This window comes from Myxococcus eversor, from assembly GCF_010894455.1.
Taxonomy (GTDB): domain Bacteria; phylum Myxococcota; class Myxococcia; order Myxococcales; family Myxococcaceae; genus Myxococcus; species Myxococcus eversor.
Genome location: NZ_JAAIXY010000003.1, coordinates 213,977 through 232,336, shown reverse-complemented (window position 1 = coordinate 232,336; position 18,360 = coordinate 213,977). Strand labels below are relative to the sequence as shown.

Here is an 18,360-nt window from a genome sequence, read left to right as displayed (position 1 = left end):
GGGTTTCGCGCTGACGACACCCGGTGAGAGAACCAATGCAGCGAGCACCACGAAGCCACACAGATGCCTGTTCATGAAGTCCGTACCCACACGTGGCGCCGGCCAGCCACGAGGGGCACGCAGAGCAAGCCTCATGCCCCATCAAGCCACGAGGAGCGATGATGCGGCTTCATGCGCAAGGTGTGCAGCGCGCTGCACACGGACCGCGACAGCGTGGGCGCGGTCAGGGGGACGCGCCTGCTCGGCCTGGGCCTGTCGTGCCTCCAACTCGCGGTAGTGCTCGGCGAGGACGTCGAAGGCCTGCTTGCGCTGGCCCGTCTCCGAGAGCAGCCCCTTGCGATTCCACCCCTGCTGGTAGACGGGACGTTGTCTCCGCGGCGAGCGGAAATCCTTCAGCACCCACGGCACCATGCCCCTGCGCACCGCATTCCGCGCAAGGAGTCGCATCGTCCATCGAGCGCGGCCCTCGGGCGGCGATGCACAAGCCATCGCTACCATCTCGCCAGCCTGCTTCTCCGATAGGAAATGACCAGCCGACCAGAATAGCATCCGTCGCATGCTCAAAGGACGATTGCTGCTCGCTACCCTCTTCTTGGGTCTCTCCTACCCCGCCATCGCAGAAGACGAACTCGTCGACCCCGCGTGGCAGCAAGCCGCGAACAGAGCATGTGGAAGCGGACAGACTGCCAAGCCAGACTTCAACAAGGTGGACTATGAGGTTTGCAGCAATGTTCGTTGTTCTGACGCCCAGGGAAGGATGACGAAGACGGTCACTCTCGCGGACGGCTCGCCATGTAAGTATACTTTTATCACGGCCCCTCCCTTTCCAACCTTCCCTGGCACTTGTTCTAGGGGCCAGTGTCAGGTGAAGGGGGGGCTGAATCGCTAACAATAATTGAGACTGGAGCAGTCGCCCAAGGCAGCGGGCCCATCCATCCTGATTCTTGTTCGGCTCTCATCCTATAGTCGCCGTTCGGGAGAGAGCGCAGTCGCCCTCCCCCCTGTATCAGGGAAGAAGTCGCCTCGGCTGACGACGAGGTGCGCACCTGGACTGCGCGGCACCGACACATGACGTTGTGCCTGGTGGCACACGTCTTCCTGGCTGCCGCGCGCGCCATGGCCAACCTTCCATACCAAGCCGTTGCCAGGCAGTGTCACTACCGGACCCGAGAGGCGCCGAGCGAACTACAGCTGTAGGACTGAGCTCATGGGCACTGGCCTCGGTCAAAAGCATCTCGTTTCAGCGTCAGGGCGTGGTGCGCGCCTGTTCGGCCTGGGCCTGTCGTGCCTCCAACTTGCGGTAGTGCTCGGCGAGGACGTCGAAGGCCAGCTTGCGCTGGCCCGTCTCCGAGAGCAGCCCCTTGCGATTCCACCCCTGCTGGTAGACGGGGTGTTGTCTCCGCGGCGAGCGGAAATCCTTCAGCACCCAGGGCGACAGGCCGCGCAGTGAGGGCACCTTCTCGCTCATCGCGAGCGTCTGCCGGTGGTACTCGGCCTGGAACTCCTCGGAGAACTTCCGCTTCAACCCAGGCTCATGGAATCCCGCCTGCGCGTCGGCTCCGAACTCGGAGAAGATGAGCGGCTTGCCCGTGTCGTTGCGCCAGCCGATGCCCGGAAGGTCCGCCAGCGCGTCGTCGGAGTACCAGCCGTTGTAGGTGTTCACCGCCGCGACGTCGAGGTGGCTCACCAGCGGGTCCTTCACCACCATCACCGACTGGCCCTTCTCCTGGACACGGTCGATGAGCAGCGCCGCGGTCACCAGTCGCGTGTCGTCGAGCGCCCGGGCATCCGCCGCCAGTCGCGCCAGGAAGGCATTGCGCGCGTCGCTCACCGGCGTCTCGTTGGCCACGCTCCAGAAGGCGATGGAGGCGCGGTTGCGGTCCCTCAGGATGTTCTCCGCGAGCATCCGCCGCGCCGTCTCCAACGTCTCGCCCCGGGCGAAGTTGACGCGCCAGTAGACGGGAATCTCGCTCCAGACGAGCAGCCCCATTTCATCCGCCATGCGAGTCATCACCTCCGCGTGGGGATAGTGGGCCAGCCGCACGAAGTTCCCATGGAGCCCGTGCTTCACCTCTCCGAGCAGCGCGCGCGCCGCGCCGGGAGTCATGGCCCGCGTGGGGTGCTTGCCCAGCTCTTCTTCGTGCAGGCTGATGCCGCGCAGGAACACCGGCTTGCCGTTGAGCAGGATGTCGTGGCCCTTCACCGCCAGCGTCCGGAAGCCGATGCGGTCCACCAGCCGATCCTCACCGGCCTCCACCGCCACCTCGTAGAGCGTGGGCTGCTCGGGACTCCAGCGCTTCAGCGCCGAGGGCTCCACCGCATCACCCGTCCAGCTCCCATCCGCGCCAGTGCGTCCCTTCAGCGTCAACGCGAGCGCGGGGACGTGCACCCGCACGTCGGAGCCACCGGCCTTTTCACCCTGGAGTCGCACCGTCGCGCGCAGCCGTCCGTCGTCGCCCAGCCGCACCCACGCATCATCGATGTAGGTGGCGGGTGTCAGCACCAGCCGCACGGGCCGGGTGATACCGCCATAGGTCTCCCAATCCGTGACGGTGGGCGGCACGGTGTCGTTGGAGCGGACGGAGTCGACGCCCACCGTCACCTGGTTCTCTCCCGTGCGCAAAAGCGACGTCACCTCGAACGCGAAGGGCGTGAAGCCTCCCTCGTGCGTTCCCACGGGCTTGCCATTCAAATACACGCGCGCCACGTAGTCGGCGGCGCCGAAGCGCAGGAACGCCCGCTGTCCCGGGGCCTTGGTCGCGGTGAACGTCCGCTGATACCAGACGAGGCCGTCGTAGTAGCGCATCGTCTCGTCGTGGGAGATCCACGAGCCGGGCAGGTGGACGACGGGCGAGCGCTGCATGTCGTACTCATAGAGCGCCATGGGGTTCGCGCGCGTGAGGACATCGACATCCACATCGTCATAGCGCCGGTGCCCGGGCCCGGCCTCCGCGCCATGGAAGCCCGCGAGCCCATCCCGGTACGGGTCCACGGACCAATGCCATGCACCCGACAAATCCTGTCCGGCACGGGCCTCCACGTTGACCAGCACGGGGCCGACCCGCGCGGGTGTCTGGGAAGGTGCACCCGCGAGGGCTTGCGTCGCCAGTCCGACAATCACGGTCATCCCTCCGCATCGTTGCTTGAGCCACCGTCCCAGCATTGTCATGCTCCGTGATTGCAAGCGTGTCCTCCACGCCTCGGCACGCGTCGCGAGAGGCGCAGGCTAGGCAGGGAGGGTCGCCCCTGTCGAACACAGGTGCGGGTCCGTCATCCGAGTCCCCGAGGTCGGGGCCACCCCTCATCCCGTAAGTCCTTCCCGAGGGTGGAGTCACACACGTCGGGCCCAGGCCTCAACGCCTCACGGGATGAGGGTGACGTATGTCCACGCCGGATGACGAGGCAGCGCTCCGTCCCGCGCCACCGCCGGGGGCGACAGCGCGTTCAGTCCTCACCGTCCTCTTGAGCGTGCTGGTGGCGTTTTTTCCCAAGTGCGCCATGTGCTGGGCCGCCTACTTCAGCATGTTCGGGAGCGTCTGGCTGGCGCGCACGCCCTACGTGGAGTGGCTCTTCCCCGCGCTGCTGGCGCTCTCCGGGGTCCATCTGCTGCTCCTGTGGAGGAAGGCGCCGCGCAGGGGATACGGCCCCTTCGTCCTCAGTCTCCTGGGCCTCGCCGTCATCGTGGGCGCGCGGGGCCAGCTCGAACCTGTGCGCTGGCTGTTGTTCCTCGGCATGGCGCTGATGGTCCTCGGCTCGCTGCTGAATGGCTTCTCCATCCGTCCAACGAAGGTGGCTGTCCCAGGCTTCACGGGAAGGCAGGGTGAATCATGACGACGCAGACGTTGAGGATCCGCAGGTCCATCCAGGAGCTTCAAGACGCGTACACCCAAGGGAACAAGAAGCCGCTGGAGGACCTGATGCGCGCCTGGAAGGGCGTCAAGGAGCTCCCGCCCGATGACCCGCGCTCCTTCTTCAAGCTGGGAGGCTTTCATGGAGAGCCCTTCCGTGGAGCCGGCTGGGGCAATGCCTCGTACTGGGGCGGCTACTGCAACCACGGCAACGTCCTGTTCCCCACCTGGCATCGCATGTACCTGGTGAAGCTGGAGGAGGCCCTGCGCGGAGTTCCAGGCTGCGAGGACGTCACGCTGCCCTACTGGGATGAGACGAGCGAGGAGTCCACCCAGAAGGGCATCCCCTGGGCGCTGACGGTGAAGGACTTCGAACTCGACGGAGAGTCGATTCCCAACCCCCTGCGCTCCTTCGTCTTCAACCAGGCCATCGTCGACCACATCGACCACGACAAGCCGAGCTACAGCAAGCCCAAGGGGTACGAGACGGTGCGCTATCCCTTGTCGGGCCTGGTGGGGAGCAAGGAAGACCTGGCCGCGACGCGGCTCCACAACAAGCGCTACTCCGACTACGACAAGAACGTGGAGCTGCTCAATGCCAACGTCGTCAACTGGCTGAACTCCATCATCATCGTCGACGACAAGCCCGTCTCCACCCACGTGGCGGACAAGTACAAGAGCTGCCTGGAGGCTCCCAACTACACGGTGTTCTCCAACAACAGCTCCGCGGCGCAATGGAATGGCGAGCGGCCGGGCACCGAGCCCGTGGTTCCCCTGGAGGAACCGCACGACAGCATCCACCTGGCAGTGGGCGGCTTCGATTATCCCGGCGCGACGGACTACTCCCCGATTGATGGCGCCAACGGGGACATGGGCGAGAACGACACGGCGGGGCTGGACCCCATCTTCTTCTTCCACCACTGCAACGTGGACCGCGTTTTCTGGCTCTGGCAGAAGCGGCAAGGCTTCACCGACCACTTGGATATCATCGCCGGATACCCCGGCACGAACTCCGTGGACGGCCAGGGCGCCACGCCCGGGGTGGCCCCCAATTCGTGGCTCGGCCTGGAGTCTCCGCTCGCGCCGTTCAAGCAGGTGGAGCAGGGCCGGGAGCGCGACTGCACCTCGCTGGACTGCATCAACATCGAGCGGCAGCTCGGCTTCACCTACAGCAAGGGCTCGCTGGAGGACCCGGCGGAGCTCGAACGCATGACCTTGAAAGCGGGGCGCGGCACGCAGGCGCTCCATGTCACGGGCATCAACCGCGCCCCCATCCGAGGCTCCTTCCTGGTCTCCGCCTTCGCCAACATCGGGGGAAAGCGCCACCACGTGGGCACCCGGGCCGTGCTGAGCCGCTGGAACGTGTCGGGCTGCGCCAACTGCCAGACGCACCTGGAGGTCCAGGCCTTCTTCGGGCTGCACGCGTTCCCGGAGAAGCTGCTCCAGGGCGCGACCTATGAAGTGGAGATTCGCGGCCGCGACGGCGTGCTCGCCAACCACGCGAAGCAGACAGGGCCCACGGGCAAGCGACTGTTCCACCTCGAGGTGAAGTAGGCGCGGAGCCGGTCCATGACGCACGAGGACTTCTCGTGCGTCATCGCCGTGAAAACGGACATCCCTCCGTGGCGCCCTATACTGAGGGCCACGGAGGGGTACAACTCAGCATGGGTACGCGCATCCTCGGCATGGTGCTGGCCGGAGGCCAGGGAACTCGGTTGTCTCCGCTCACTCAGCGGCGCTCGAAGCCAGCGGTGCCCTTCGGCTCGAAGTTCCGCATCATCGACTTCGCGCTCAACAACTTCATCAACTCCGGCATCTACTCCATCTACGTCCTGACGCAGTTCAAGGCGCAGTCGCTGACGGAGCACATCCAGCGCGGCTGGCGCTTCGGCTCGGTGCTGCTGTCGGACTACTTCATCACCCTCGTGCCCGCGCAGATGTACCTGTACGAGGAGCTGGGGCCCGTCTGGTACCGGGGCACCGCGGACGCCATCTACCAGAACATGCATCTGGTGGAGAACCACCGCCCCGAGCACATGGCCATCTTCTCCGGCGACCACATCTACAAGATGAACGTGGCGCACATGCTGGAGCTGCACGAGGACCAGCGCGCGGACATCACCATCGCCGCGTACCCCACGCCCCTCGCGGATGCGCACCGCTTCGGCGTCATGCAGGTGGACGAGCGCGGCCGGGTGACGGAGTTCCAGGAGAAGCCCAAGAACCCCAAGCCCATCCCCGGCCGGCCCGACACCGTGCTGGCCAGCATGGGCAACTACATCTTCCGCAGCAAGGTGCTCGCGGAGCTGCTGGAAGTGGACGCCAAGACGGAGGGCTCCCAGCACGACTTCGGCAAGGACGTGCTGCCGCGCGCGCTGCGCGACGGCTACCACATCCAGACGTACGACTTCGCCAAGAACCCCATCCCCGGGCAGACGCGTCCCAACACCTACTGGCGCGACGTGGGGACGCTGGACGCGTACCACGAGGCGTCCATGGACCTGGTGTCCATCAACCCGGAGTTCGACATCTTCAACGCCGAGTGGCCGCTGCGCACCGCCAGCGAGTACAGCCCGCCCGCCAAGTTCGTCCACGAGTCCGGTGACAGGGTGGGGCGCGCGCTCAACTCCATGGTGGCCGGTGGCTGCATCATCTCCGGTGGCGTGGTGCGCGAGAGCATCCTCTTCCGCCGCGCGCGCGTGAACAGCTACGCCAGCGTGCAGCGCTCGGTCATCTTCGACGAGGTGGACATCGGCCGCCACGCGCAGGTGAAGAACGCCATCATCGACAAGGGCGTGCGCGTGCCGCCCAACACGAAGGTGGGCTTCGACCTGGAGGCGGACAAGGCGCGCGGCTTCACCGTCACCGAGGGCGGCATCGTCGTGGTGCCCAAGGGCTACCGCTTCGAGTGACGCCTCACAGCCCGCGCCTGCCGTCCACGGCATGGAACTCCCCAGTCTTGGGGACAAGTGTTGAATCTTTAATATTGAAAATGAGAATCGTTATCAAGTAGGGTGTTGGACCTGTCGAGTGGGCAGTGGGCCCACTGAGAGGGAGACGCGAATGATGAGCCATACCGAGGAGGCGCTGCCGAAGCGCGCCGGACAGCAGGGCCTGTGGGTGCTGGTCGCCGTGGGAATGTCGCTGGCGTTGCTGGTGAGCTGTGGCGAGGACGACCCGAAGGACCCGGAGCCCGAGCCCGAGCCGGAGGTTTGCGAGGCGAGCCAGGTGACGTGCACCGAGCAGACCATCGACCGGCTGAGCCTGCTGTCCGCGGTCTCCACGGGCGAGGTCCGCGAGGAGGGGACGACGGCGGGTGAGTTCCACACGTTCATCGACACGCGCGCCGGTGGCCTGACGCCGACGATGTCCTATACGTACCTGCGCTTCACGCCGACGGGGCTGACGCAGGTGCAGATTCACGACCAGGCGGCGCTCGCGTCGACGGACTGGGACATCGCGGTGCGTCGCTACACCATGCGCGTCAACAGCGGCACGTCCGGTCCGTCCTGCGTCGCGGTGGCGAACACGCCCGAGGGCACGGCGTTCGCCTCGGTGACGTCGAAGAGCGCGGCCGCCGGTGAGTTCAAGACGGAGGCGTGGTTCGACGCGTCCTGCACGCTCATCCCCGACGACTCGGGCCTGGGTGGCCCCGCGACGCTGCTGGGCGGCTTCTGGACGTACCAGAGCTGCGTGGAGATGACGGGCCGCATCTTCATCGTCCGCCTGGCGGACGGCCGTCACGTGAAGCTGGAGGTGACGGGGTACTACGAGCCGTCCGCGCAGCAGGTCTGCAACGAGACGCACTCGGTGCCGCAGCCGAGCGGCTCGGGCTCCATCCGCATCAAGTGGGCGTTCCTGCCATGAGACTGGGGGCGTGGCTCCTGCTTCTTCCCCTGGGATGTGGCCCCGTGCAGGCGTCGCGGGAGCCGCATGAGCTTCCCGAGTCGCTCGGCGAGGCGCGAGCGGGGCAGCAGGCGGGAGCGCGCCCCACCTCACCCCAGGCGGTGCCGCCGAACTTCGGCGCGGACGAGCGGGTGGAGTCGGTGGTGTCCCCGAAGGGGCGCTTCCGGGTGCACTTCTCGCGCGTCGGGCTCAACGCGGTGTCGCCGGCGGACGCGGATGGCAATGGCGTGCCCGACGCGGCGGAGGTCGTCGGGCAGGCCTATGAGCGCGTCGCGGATTTCTACGTCGGGCTGGGGTTCCTCCTGCCGGGCAGCGACGCGGCGGTGGGCGAGGACAACGGTGGTGATGGGTTGTTCGACGTGTACCTCGTGGACTTCGCGGGCCGGGCGGATGGCGCCTTCCGGCTGGATGGCTGCGAGGAAGAGGACCGGAAGTGCGTGGGGCACATGCTCCAGGAGAACGACTTCGCGGGGTACGACTACCCTTCGTTCGAAGCCGCGGTGAGCATCCTGGCCAGCCACGAGTTCTTCCACGCGGTGCAGGCGGCCTACCGGCCGGGCCTGGGCAGCGTGGCGTCGGAGGGCTCGGCGGTGTGGGCCAGCGAGCGCTTCGATGAGACGCTCGATGACCTGGAGCAGTTCTCCTCGTCGTATCTCTCCCGGACGGACCGCGGCCTCGTGTTGGACCCGACGGGGCCGGCCGCGTCATTCAGCTATGGCGCGGGGGTGTTCTTCCAGTACCTGGGCGAGCGCTTTGGAGACCGGGTCATCCTGGCGCTGTGGCAGGAGAGCCTCGCGTCGCCGACGGCGCCCTGGTACGTCCTCTTGGACACGGTGCTGCGTCGCGAGTGGGGCGCGGACTTCGACACCGCCTTCACCGAGTTCTCTCAGTGGAACCTCTCCACGGGCGCGCGGGCGCGCGTCGACCAGGGCTATGCGCGAGGGGGCGGGTATGACGGGCTGGCGCCGTCGGCCAGGACGCTGCCCACGCAGGAGGCGGATGTCCGGGTGACGACCGCGTCGACGCGCTACTTCGAGGTGCCCGGTGGTTCGGCGGAGGTGCTGGCCACGTACACGCTCAAGGCCGGCGAGGACCCCGCGATGCTGCACCTGCTGGTGGCGGCGGTGACGGACACGCAGGTGTTGCGCGTGTCGCGCGCGGAGGGCTCCGGCACGCTGTCCGCGAAGGTGGCCGCGTCGGATGCGAGCCAGGTCATCATCGCGGTGGTGGATGGCCGCCACGAGGGCGTGGGCCGCTATGGGACGCTCTGCCTCACGGCGGATGCGACGGGCGCGCCGTGTGTCGACGTGACGCCCGGCCCCAAGGACCCCGAGGACGATGACGGGGGCTGCGGCGCGGCGCCGGGCGGCCTGGGATGGGTGGCGCTGGTGCTGGCTTTGCTGGCGCTCAGTGCACGGCCGAAGCGGGCGCGGGTGCCGGCGCGGGCGCATCCGACGGGCACTGGCGCTGGTACTCCGCCAGCGCGCTCTTGAAGCGCGCCTGTTCCTCCTGGGGCCACTCGGACGGGAGCTTCGCGATGGCCTGCTGCTGGTCGAGCAGTGAGTCCGAGCAGCGGCCACGGTGGAATGCCACCCGTGCCACCGTCTCCAGCACATAGGGATTGTCGGGCGCGGACTTCTTCGCCACGCGCGTGAGCGGCTCGGCCTCGACGTAGCGGCCGGCCTGGGCATGCAGCCATGCCAGCTCTGTCGCGGACCACCAGTACTCGGGCGACAGGCGGTTCAACTGGGCCAACGCTTGGGTGTACCCGGCGTCCTCGGGCTTGTCCCGTGCGAGCACTCGGGCCAGATGCACCCAGGCCGCCGAACTGGTTGGAAACAGCTCGGTCCGGGTCCGCGCCCAGTCCAGCTCCTCTTGTGCCGTGAGCGTCACGTCGCTGAACGTCGTGTTGAATTGGAAGACGTACTCCATCTCGACGGGGTGGCCCGCCAGCTTCGCCGGCTCGAACCGCATCGTCCGCACCGAGGCGACCATGGCCTCCGTGAGCCCATACGGCGCGGACTCCAGCACCCGGATGTTCCGGACCTGGCCATCCACGCCCAGGCGGGATGTGAGGACGACGATGGCCATGGCCCTGTTGAGCATGGCTTCCGGCGGAAACAAAGGGGCCTGGCCCGCGATACGCTTGGGCCGCTGGAACCGTGTACGCATGTAGTCGCACGCTTCATTCAGGTCCGCCCTGCATGCCGCGCCGATGTCCGCGGAGGCCTGGCGGAGCTGCTCCTGGGTGGGCGTCCCAGACAGCGCCTGGACCGCTTCCGCGAAGACGCTGGGGGCCTGCTCGGGCTCCACCTCGATGGTCGGCGAGGAGTCTCCGGGCGGGCTTCCGGTGGGGCCGGAGAGCTTGGGGCCCTCAACGGTCGGGTCCAGGTAGTGCGCCATGGCGCGGGACAGGTGCCCATGGCTCGCGGGCAGCGAGGGAACCCGGGCAGAGTGGCCACAGGCGGTGGCCCCGAGCAGCAGGGCGCAGAGAACGACATGCAGAGGACGCATCGCCGCGCACGCTAGCGGACCTCCAGGCGCCTGGAGAAGCCTTGCCCAAGGCGTGTCCAAGGTTGCGGGCCGGACGGCGCTGTCAGACGTGTGACAGGGCGTCCAGCCCCTCCTTCCCAGGGAGGAGTTCGCCGTCGACCGCGCGACAGTGCGAGGGGCGCCCGGCGTCAGGACTCGTTCAAGTCCCCGCGAGCCATATCGCGTCTGTCCCGAGTTCCAGCTAAGCGTGGGGTCCTGACCGCCGCACGGACCCCCGAGACCTTCATGCACAGCGCATCCGGCCAGGACAGCAGCGCGCCCTTCATTCGTTCGGTGGGCCGGGCGCTCCCGCCCCACTATGCCTCGCAGGAGCAGCTCATCGCGGCCTTCCGGGAGCTGTGGGCCAGGCGCCACTTCAACCTGGAGCGGCTCGAGGACCTTCATCGCAACGTCCAGGTGGGGGGCCGCTACCTGGCGATGCCCATTGAAGCGTACCCGGCGCTCGTGACGTTCCAGCAGCGCAACGACGCCTGGATTCGCGAGGCCACGGCGCTCAGTGAAGTCGTCGTGCGTCAGGCGCTGGAGCAGGCGGGGCTGGTGCCAGCGGACGTGGACCACGTCTTCTTCGTCACGGTGACGGGCATCGCCACGCCGAGCATCGAGGCGCGGCTGGCCAACCGGCTGCGCTTCCGCGAGGACCTCAAGCGCACGCCCATCTTCGGGCTCGGCTGCGTCGCGGGCGCGGCGGGCCTGGCGCGGGCGGCGGACTACCTGCGCGCCTTCCCCACGCACACCGCGCTCGTCGTCTCCGCGGAGCTGTGCTCGCTGACGCTGCAGCGCGAGGACCTGTCCATCCCCAACATCATCGCCTCCGGCCTCTTCGGTGACGGCGCGGCCTGCGCGGTGCTCAGGGGCGCCAACGCTCCCGGCGCGAAGGGGCCCCGGGTGGTGGCCTCGCGCTCGGTGTTCTATCCGGACTCCGAGCGCATCATGGGCTGGGACGTCGTGGACTCGGGCTTCAAGGTCGTGCTGTCCGCGAAGGTGCCCCAACTGGTGAAGGACCACATCCAGGGCAACGTGGACGGCTTCCTCGCGACGCAGGGATTGAAGCGCGGTGACATCCGTCACTGGGTGGCGCACACCGGCGGGCCCAAGGTGCTGGAGTCCTTCGAGGAGGCGCTGGAGCTGGACAAGGACGCGCTGGCGCGCTCCTGGGCGTCCTTGCGCGAAGTGGGGAATCTGTCCTCGGCCTCGGTGTTGTTCGTGTTGGGGGAGACGCTGGAGCAGGTGGCGGCGAAGCCCGGGGACTACGGATTGATGATGGCCATGGGGCCTGGGTTCTGCGCGGAGATGGTGCTCTTGCGATGGTGACCGGCACACAGGCCGTCTTCCTGGGCTACATGGGCCTGCTCGGGGTGGAGCGACTGGTGGAGCTGGTGCTCTCCAAGCGCAACGCCGCGTGGGCCTTCGCGCGGGGCGGGGTGGAGACGGGGCAGCCGCACTACCGCTTCATGGTGGTGTTCCACTCGCTGTTCCTCGTGGCGTGCCTGGCGGAGGTGTTCCTCCTGCACCGGCCCTTCCTGGGGGCGTGGAGCTGGGTGGCGCTGGGGGGCGCGGTGGCGGCGCAGGGGCTGCGCTACTGGGCCATCAGCACGCTGGGCCCGCGCTGGAACTCGCGCATCATCGTCGTGCCGGACCTGCCGCCGGTGATGGGCGGCCCGTACCGCTTCCTGCGCCATCCCAACTACGTCGCGGTGGTGCTGGAGCTGGCGAGTGTGCCGCTCATCCACGGCGCCTGGTGGACGGCCGTGTTCTTCTCGGTGGGGAACCTGGTGCTGCTCTCCGTGCGCATCCGCGCGGAGGAGGCGGCGCTGGGGGACGCGTACGCGCGCGCCTTCTCCCACCGTCCCCGTTTCCTCCCCGAGGTGCCCCGTGGCTGAACTCGAACTGGAAGTCGTGGCGGAGATTCGTCGCATCGCCGCCGATGAGCTGGAGTGGAAGGGCGTGGTGGAGCCCCAGCACGACCTCGTCAGGGATTTGCAGCTCGACAGCCTGGGGCTGACGGTGCTGGCGGTGGGGCTGGAGAACCGCTTCCGCATCCGCCTGTCGGAGGAGGACGCGCAGGGGGTGCGCACGGTGTCGGACCTGGCGAAGCTGGTGGTGCGCCGGGTCGCCTCGACGGCGCGCCCGCCCACGGAGGTCCGCTCGTGAGGGGGCCCACACTGCCGAAGGTGCGCTTCCCCACGGTGAACGCGATGCTCGCGGCCGCCGGGGAGACGCCCTTCAAGCTGACCTTCGTCGACGCGGCCGAGCGCGAGGAGTCACTGCCCTGGGGCGACGTGTACCGCCGCGCGCGGCGCACGGCGGCGGGACTCGTGCGGCTGGGCGTGCGCGAGGGCGAGCGGGTGGCGTTGCTCCTGCCCACCTCGCCGGGCTTCATGGATGCCTTCTTCGGGACGCTGCTCGCGGGCGCGGTGCCGGTGCCGCTGTACCCGCCCGTGCGGCTGGGGCGCCTGGAGGAGTACCACCGGGCCACCGCGCGGATGCTCCAGGTGACGGGGGCGAGCCTGGTGCTGACGGACTCGCGCGTGCGGCTGCTGTTGGGGCCCAGCGTGGAGAGGTCCCGTCCGCGCCTGGGCTGTCACACGGTGGAGGAGGCGTCGCGAGGCGACGACGAGCGCGAGGTATCGGTGGGCCCGGCGGCGCTGGGCCTCATCCAGTTCTCCTCCGGCTCCACGGTGGACCCGAAGCCGGTGGCGCTGACGCACGGGGCGCTGCTGTCGCAGGTGATGGCGCTGGAGGTGGCGATGCCGGTGTCGCCCGACACGTCGCGCGTGGGGGTGAGCTGGCTGCCGCTGTACCACGACATGGGGCTCATCGGCTGTCTGCTGTCCGCGCTGCACTATCCCGGCAGCCTGGTGCTGATTCCGCCCGAGGTCTTCCTGGTCAAGCCCGCGCTGTGGCTGCGCGCGCTGTCGCGGCACCGGGGCTTCATCTCTCCCGCGCCCAACTTCGCCTATGGCCTGTGCCTGAAGCGGGTGAAGGACGCGGAGATGGAGGGCGTGGACCTGTCCTCGTGGAAGCACGCGCTCAACGGCGCGGAGCCGGTGTCGGCGGAGACGCTGCAACGCTTCGCGGAGCGCTTCGAGCGCTGGGGCTTCTCTGCGCGAGCGCTGCGGCCGGTGTACGGGCTGTCGGAGGCGTCGCTCGCGGTGACCTTCCCGCCGGGGGGCAGGGGGCCGCGCTCGCTGGGCGTGGACCCGACGGTGCTGGCGTGCGAGGGGCGGGTGGAGGAGGGCTCGCGGATGCTGGTGAGCGTGGGCTCGCCGGTGGCGGGCTTCGAGGTGGAGGTGCGCGACGCGCAGGGCAGCGTGCTTCCGGACAACCGCGTGGGTGCTGTCTTCACGCGAGGCCCCTCGTTGATGGAGAGCTACTTCGGTGACGCGCTCGCCACGCGGCGCGCGCTGACGTTGGATGGCTGGCTGGACACGGGAGACCAGGGCTTCATCGCGGACGGTGAGCTGTACCTGACGGGCCGCGCGAAGGACGTGGTCATCATCCGGGGCGCCAACCACGCGCCGCAGTCCTTCGAGGAGCCGCTCCAGGCGGTGGAGGGCGTGCGCACGGGCTGCGCGGTGGCGCTGGGCTTCACGCCCGAGGGCGGCCAGGACGAGGCGCTGCTCATCCTCGCGGAGCGCGGCGGCGCGGAGGAGGCGTCGGACGTGGAGGAGCGCATCCGCGCGGCGGTGGTGGAGGCGACGGGTGTGAGGCCTCACACGGTGAAGCTGCTGGAGCCGGGGACGCTGCCCCGGACGTCGAGCGGCAAGTTGCGCCGGGGCGAGGCGCTGCGTCGCTACCTGTCCGGAGAGCTGACGCCGCCGAAGAAGGTGGGCATGGTGGGCATGGCGGTGGAGATGGCGCGCAGCGCGCTGGCGATGGCCCGGGCGGAGCACGAGTCATGAGACGGTGCATGGTGGAGATGGCGCGCGGCGCGCTGGCCATGGTCCAGGCGGAGCACGAGACGTGAGACGGTATGACGTGGCCGTGGTGGGCGGAGGGCCCGCGGGACTGGCGGTGGCCATCCACACCACGGTGCGCGGGCTGAACACCGTCGTCCTGGAGCGCGCGACGCTGCCCGCGGACAAGGCCTGCGGCGAGGGGCTGATGCCCTCCGGGCTCGCGGCGCTGGAGCGCCTGGGCGCCCTGGCGTACCTGGACCGCGCGGAGAGCTCGCCCTTCGTGGGCATCCGCTACGTGCAGGAGGACGGCAGCACGGCGGAGGGCCTGCTGCCGAGGCCGGGCGGGCTGGGCGTGCGGCGGGTGGCGCTCGCGTCGGCGCTGGTGGCGCGGGCCCGGGACGTGGGCGTGGAGCTGCGCGAGCGCACGCAGGTGCTGTCGCATCGGCGTGGGCATGACGGGGTGACGCTGGAGACGGCGGAGGGGCCCGTGGAGGCGCGGATGCTGGTGGCCGCGGACGGGCTGGGCTCGCCGCTGCGGCGCGCGGAGGGCCTGGAGGTGGACGCGGACGGGCCTCGGCGCTTCGGGCTGCGCAGGCACTTCCAACTGGCCCCGTGGACGCCCTATGTCGAGGTGCACTTCGCCGACGGTGTGGAGGCGTACGTGACGCCCGCCGGTGCGCGACGCGTGGGCCTGGCCTTCCTGTGGGAGGACGGCGGAGTCGAAGGGCGCGTCGGCTTCGACACGCTGCTCGCGCGCTTCCCCCGGCTCCAGGAGCGGCTGCTCGTCGCGACGCCGGACTCACAGGTGCGCGGCGCGGGGCCGCTGGCGCGAGTGGCGCGGGTGCGCGTGGCGGACCGCTTCGCGCTGGTGGGTGACGCCGCGGGCTACGTGGACGCGCTGACCGGTGAAGGACTGTCGCTGGCCTTCGCGTGCGCGGAGTCGCTGGGGACGCTGTTGCCGGACGCGTTGACGAAGGGCGCGACGAGTCAGGTGCTGCGCCCCTACGAGCGGCGCTTCCAGCAGGTGTTCCGCAAGTACGCGTGGGCCACGCGCGCGCTGCTCATGCTGGCGCGAAGGCCCGGGCTGCGGCGCCCCATCGTCCGACTGCTGGGCCGAAGCCCCTGGATGTTCGAGAAAATCCTCCACGCCGTCGTGGCGTGACGGGCGCTACTTCGCCATCACCCACCCGACGAACAGCTCCGTGGAGCGCTCCAGCAGCGGCTCGATGGAGTCGCTCCGCGACTTCTTGCGCAGCGGCCCCTCATTCCACAGCGCCGCCAGGCCGTGCACCCAGGCCCAGATGGTGAAGGCCAGCGTGTCCATGTCCACCTTGTCGCCCGTGGCCTCCTTCGCCTCCTGGGCCAGCGCCTGGAGCCGCCCGTAGGCGCGCATGCCCTCCGTGTGCAGGCTGGCGTACTTCTCCTCGTCGCTCCACTCGCGCCGGAACATGACGCGGTAGTGCGCGGGGTGCTCCACGGCGAAGCGCACGTAGCACCGGGCAAGCGCCCGCAACTGGCTGTCGGTGCGAGGTGCCCGGACGCTCGACAGCGCTTCGTCCATCCGCTGGTTGAGCGCCCGGTAGCCCTCTTCCGCCACCGCCGCCAGGAGCGCATCCTTGTCCCGGAAGTGGTGGTAGGGCGCCGCCGCCGTGACGCCGGCCCGCCGGGCGACTTCGCGCAGCGACACCGCGCCCACGTCCTCCGTCGCGATGAGCTTGAGCGTCGCGTCCACCAGGGCCTGGCGCAGGTCCCCATGGTGGTAGGACCGCCGTCGCGGCGCGGCCGGCTTCTTCACGCCCCGGGTCGTCATCGCCCCTGCTCCCTTGCCAGGCTGTCGTTCATCTTGACACCGTTAAGACCGCTTCTTATCTGAGCGGTGTTCATATCGATTGGAGGCGCGGGATGCGCGCATTCGTGACGGGAAGCACGGGCCTGTTGGGGACCAATGTGGTGCGGGCGCTGGTGGCCGGTGGGCACACGGTGCGGGCGCTGGCCCGCTCGCCGTCGAAGGCGCGCAAGGTGCTGGGGGGCCTGACGGGAGTGGAGGTGGTGGAAGGGGACATGCAGGACGTGAAGGGCTTCGCGGCCGCGCTGGAAGGGTGTGACGTGGTCATCCACACGGCGGCCTACTTCCGTGAATACTACGCGGCCGGCGACCACTGGCCGAAGCTGTATGCCATCAACGTGAAGGCCACGGTGGAGCTGGCCGAGGCGGCGCACCTGCGCGGGGTGAAGCGCTTCGTGGACATCAGCTCGTCGGGGACGGTGGGGACGAAGCCGGACGGCTCGGCCGGAGACGAGCAGACGCCGCCCGCGCCCGTGGCCTCCGCCAACCTGTACTTCAAGAGCAAGGTGGAGTCGGAGCGGGAGCTGAATGCCTTCGGCGCGCGCTCGGGCATGGAGGTGGTCTACGTCCTGCCGGGGTGGATGTTCGGGCCCTGGGACTCGGGCCCCACGGGCGCGGGCCAGTTCGTCCTGGATTTCCTCGCGGGGAAGATGCCGGCGCTGCTCGACGGAGGCGGGTCGCTGGTGGACGCGCGCGACGTGGCCCAGGCCACGGTGGTGGCGGCGGAGAAGGGCCGTGCGGGCGAGCGGTACCTGGTGGGTGGCGAGTTCGTGGACCTGGCCACCCTGTCCCAGGCGCTGGAGCGGGTGACGGGGGTGAAGGGGCCGCGCCGGACGCTGCCGCATGCGCTGGCGGTGGCCCTGGGGGCGGCGGGACAGACGTGGGCCCGGCTGACGGGAGGAGAGACGTCGCTGACGGTGGAGGGCGTGCGCACCATGCACGCGAAGCTGCGCGTGGACTCGACGAAGGCGCGGCGGGAGCTGGGGGCGTCGTTCCGTCCGTTGGAGGAGACGCTGCGGGACACGGTGGCGTGGCTGCGCGAGCACAAGCTCGGAGCGGCGCCCGTCGCCACGAAGCCCCAGGTCGCCACGTCCCCCTGAAGAGTCCTGCGCGTCGCCCCCCCTGTCGTTACGATGGGTCCCCAGCGCGCCCTGCCGGAGGGTGCGTGTGTCGCCTCGATGGAGCGTCGTTGCCATGCCTCTGGACCGCCAGTCCCCCACCTCGACGGTTCTGTTCCTGTTGCTGTGCGCGCCGCTCCTCGGTGGCTGCCTCTTCGCGGGCCCGAGTCACCAGGGGCCGCCGCTCGCGCACTTCGATGGCGAGAAGTTCCACAACATCGGGGACGCGCCGGAGCTGAAGGCGACGGCGCTGGTGGAGGCCGCGCTGAAGGAGCCTCGCGGCGCGTGGCGGGAGTACGAGGAGCTGACGCCGGGCAGGCCCCCTCCGGAGCGGGTGGGGCCGGGCAGGCTGAAGGTGACGCTCATCAACCACGCCACCGTGCTCCTCCAGGCGGACGGAGTGAATGTGCTGACGGACCCCATCTATTCGGACCGGCCCAGCCCGGTGCCCTTCGTGGGGCCCAGGCGCGTGCATCCGCCGGGCATCCGCTTCGAGGACCTTCCGCCCATCCACGTGGTGGTGGTGAGCCACAACCACTATGACCACATGGACCTGCCCACGCTGCGCCGGCTGGAGGAGGCGCACCATCCGCGCTTCATCGTCGGCCTGGGCAACAAGGCGCTGCTCGAGGGCGAGGGCTTCCGGAACGTGGAGGAGCTGGACTGGTGGCAGTCCACGGACGTGACGCCGGAGGTGAAGGTGACGGCGGTGCCCGCGCAGCACCGCTCCAACCGGGGGCTCACGGACGTGTCGGAGACGCTGTGGGCGGGCTACGTCTTCTCCACCACGGGAGGGCCGGTGCTCTTCGCGGGAGACACGGGCTTCGGTCCGCACTTCTCGATGGTGGCCGCGCGCTTCGGGCCCATGCGGCTGTCGGTGCTGCCGATTGGCGCGTTCCGTCCGCGCATCATCCACACGGTGCACATGGGGCCGCGCGAGGCCCTGGATGCGCACAAGGTGCTCAACTCCTCCACGTCCGTGGCCATGCACCACAACACCTTCCCCATGGCCTTCGACGGGCAGGACGAGGCGAAGTTCCTGCTGCTGCGGTTGCTGTCGCGGGAGGAGGTGCGCCCGCGCTTCTGGGCGCTCGGCTTCGGCGAGGGACGCTACGTGGAGCCGCTGCCCGCGACGGCCGCTGCCCTGGCGGGGCTCTGCCACCAGGACACGGCGGTCGTCGACTAGTCAC

At 69.2% G+C, this 18,360-nt stretch carries 16 protein-coding genes; 12 read left to right on the top strand and 4 right to left on the bottom strand.

The window, feature by feature from the left end; all coding sequences use genetic code 11:
* Positions 1-141: 141 nt before the first annotated feature.
* Both G4D83_RS07755 and G4D83_RS07750 read right to left on the bottom strand, forming a co-directional pair.
* Positions 142-447: a hypothetical protein gene (locus tag G4D83_RS07755; RefSeq protein WP_163863860.1), complete on the bottom strand. Its 306-nt coding sequence runs from the start codon at positions 445-447 to the stop codon at positions 142-144.
* A gap of 799 nt (positions 448-1,246) precedes the next feature.
* Positions 1,247-3,121 carry a glycoside hydrolase family 2 protein gene (locus G4D83_RS07750; RefSeq protein WP_205522587.1) on the bottom strand — a complete coding sequence of 625 codons (1,875 nt, stop codon included), beginning with the start codon at positions 3,119-3,121 and terminating at the stop codon, positions 1,247-1,249.
* Between the two features lie 260 nt (positions 3,122-3,381).
* On the opposite strand from G4D83_RS07750, the gene G4D83_RS07745 reads away from it, so the two are divergent.
* From G4D83_RS07745 to G4D83_RS07725, 5 genes are all read left to right on the top strand, one after another.
* Entirely contained in the window at positions 3,382-3,831 is a 450-nt protein-coding gene (locus G4D83_RS07745) for a hypothetical protein (RefSeq protein ID WP_163864039.1), read from the top strand.
* A complete protein-coding gene (locus G4D83_RS07740) occupies positions 3,828-5,402 on the top strand; it encodes a tyrosinase family protein (protein WP_163864038.1) in 1,575 nt (524 codons plus the stop codon). The genes G4D83_RS07745 and G4D83_RS07740 overlap by 4 nt, the downstream gene beginning before the upstream one ends.
* A 110-nt stretch (positions 5,403-5,512) precedes the next feature.
* Positions 5,513-6,760: a glucose-1-phosphate adenylyltransferase gene (gene glgC, locus G4D83_RS07735; RefSeq protein WP_163864037.1), complete on the top strand. Its 1,248-nt coding sequence runs from the start codon at positions 5,513-5,515 to the stop codon at positions 6,758-6,760.
* A 151-nt stretch (positions 6,761-6,911) separates the two neighbouring features.
* On the top strand, positions 6,912-7,715 hold the full coding sequence (locus G4D83_RS07730; protein WP_163864036.1) for an HmuY family protein: 804 nt from the start codon (positions 6,912-6,914) through the stop codon (positions 7,713-7,715).
* Positions 7,712-9,247, top strand: coding sequence for an MXAN_6640 family putative metalloprotease (locus G4D83_RS07725; protein ID WP_240356201.1), 1,536 nt, complete (start codon positions 7,712-7,714; stop codon positions 9,245-9,247). The genes G4D83_RS07730 and G4D83_RS07725 overlap by 4 nt, the downstream gene beginning before the upstream one ends.
* On the opposite strand, the gene G4D83_RS07720 is transcribed toward G4D83_RS07725, so the two are convergent.
* On the bottom strand, positions 9,162-10,268 hold the full coding sequence (locus G4D83_RS07720; protein WP_163864035.1) for an energy transducer TonB: 1,107 nt from the start codon (positions 10,266-10,268) through the stop codon (positions 9,162-9,164). The genes G4D83_RS07725 and G4D83_RS07720 overlap by 86 nt on opposite strands.
* Positions 10,269-10,532: 264 nt before the next feature.
* Between G4D83_RS07720 and G4D83_RS07715 the strand changes: the two genes are divergently transcribed.
* The 5 genes from G4D83_RS07715 (at position 10,533) to G4D83_RS07695 (ending at position 15,368) form a co-directional block, all read left to right on the top strand.
* Positions 10,533-11,618, top strand: a complete 1,086-nt coding sequence (locus tag G4D83_RS07715) for a type III polyketide synthase (RefSeq protein WP_163864034.1) — start codon at positions 10,533-10,535, stop codon at positions 11,616-11,618.
* Positions 11,612-12,187 carry an isoprenylcysteine carboxyl methyltransferase family protein gene (locus G4D83_RS07710; RefSeq protein WP_163864033.1) on the top strand — a complete coding sequence of 192 codons (576 nt, stop codon included), beginning with the start codon at positions 11,612-11,614 and terminating at the stop codon, positions 12,185-12,187. The genes G4D83_RS07715 and G4D83_RS07710 overlap by 7 nt, the downstream gene beginning before the upstream one ends.
* A complete protein-coding gene (locus G4D83_RS07705; protein ID WP_163864032.1) occupies positions 12,180-12,458 on the top strand; it encodes an acyl carrier protein in 279 nt (92 codons plus the stop codon). The genes G4D83_RS07710 and G4D83_RS07705 overlap by 8 nt, the downstream gene beginning before the upstream one ends.
* A gap of 44 nt (positions 12,459-12,502) precedes the next feature.
* Positions 12,503-14,209 carry a fatty acyl-AMP ligase gene (locus tag G4D83_RS07700; protein ID WP_163864354.1) on the top strand — a complete coding sequence of 569 codons (1,707 nt, stop codon included), beginning with the start codon at positions 12,503-12,505 and terminating at the stop codon, positions 14,207-14,209.
* A gap of 61 nt (positions 14,210-14,270) precedes the next feature.
* A complete protein-coding gene (locus G4D83_RS07695) occupies positions 14,271-15,368 on the top strand; it encodes an NAD(P)/FAD-dependent oxidoreductase (protein WP_163864031.1) in 1,098 nt (365 codons plus the stop codon).
* A gap of 6 nt (positions 15,369-15,374) precedes the next feature.
* On the opposite strand, the gene G4D83_RS07690 is transcribed toward G4D83_RS07695, so the two are convergent.
* The gene (locus G4D83_RS07690; protein WP_163864030.1) at positions 15,375-16,016 is read right to left on the bottom strand and encodes a TetR/AcrR family transcriptional regulator; all 642 of its coding nucleotides are present in this window, start codon (positions 16,014-16,016) and stop codon (positions 15,375-15,377) included.
* 92 nt (positions 16,017-16,108) lie between these two features.
* On the opposite strand from G4D83_RS07690, the gene G4D83_RS07685 reads away from it, so the two are divergent.
* Entirely contained in the window at positions 16,109-17,152 is a 1,044-nt protein-coding gene (locus G4D83_RS07685) for an SDR family oxidoreductase (RefSeq protein ID WP_163864029.1), read from the top strand.
* Positions 17,153-17,246: 94 nt separating this feature from the next.
* The gene (locus G4D83_RS07680) at positions 17,247-18,356 is read left to right on the top strand and encodes an MBL fold metallo-hydrolase (RefSeq protein WP_163864028.1); all 1,110 of its coding nucleotides are present in this window, start codon (positions 17,247-17,249) and stop codon (positions 18,354-18,356) included.
* Positions 18,357-18,360: the final 4 nt, after the last annotated feature.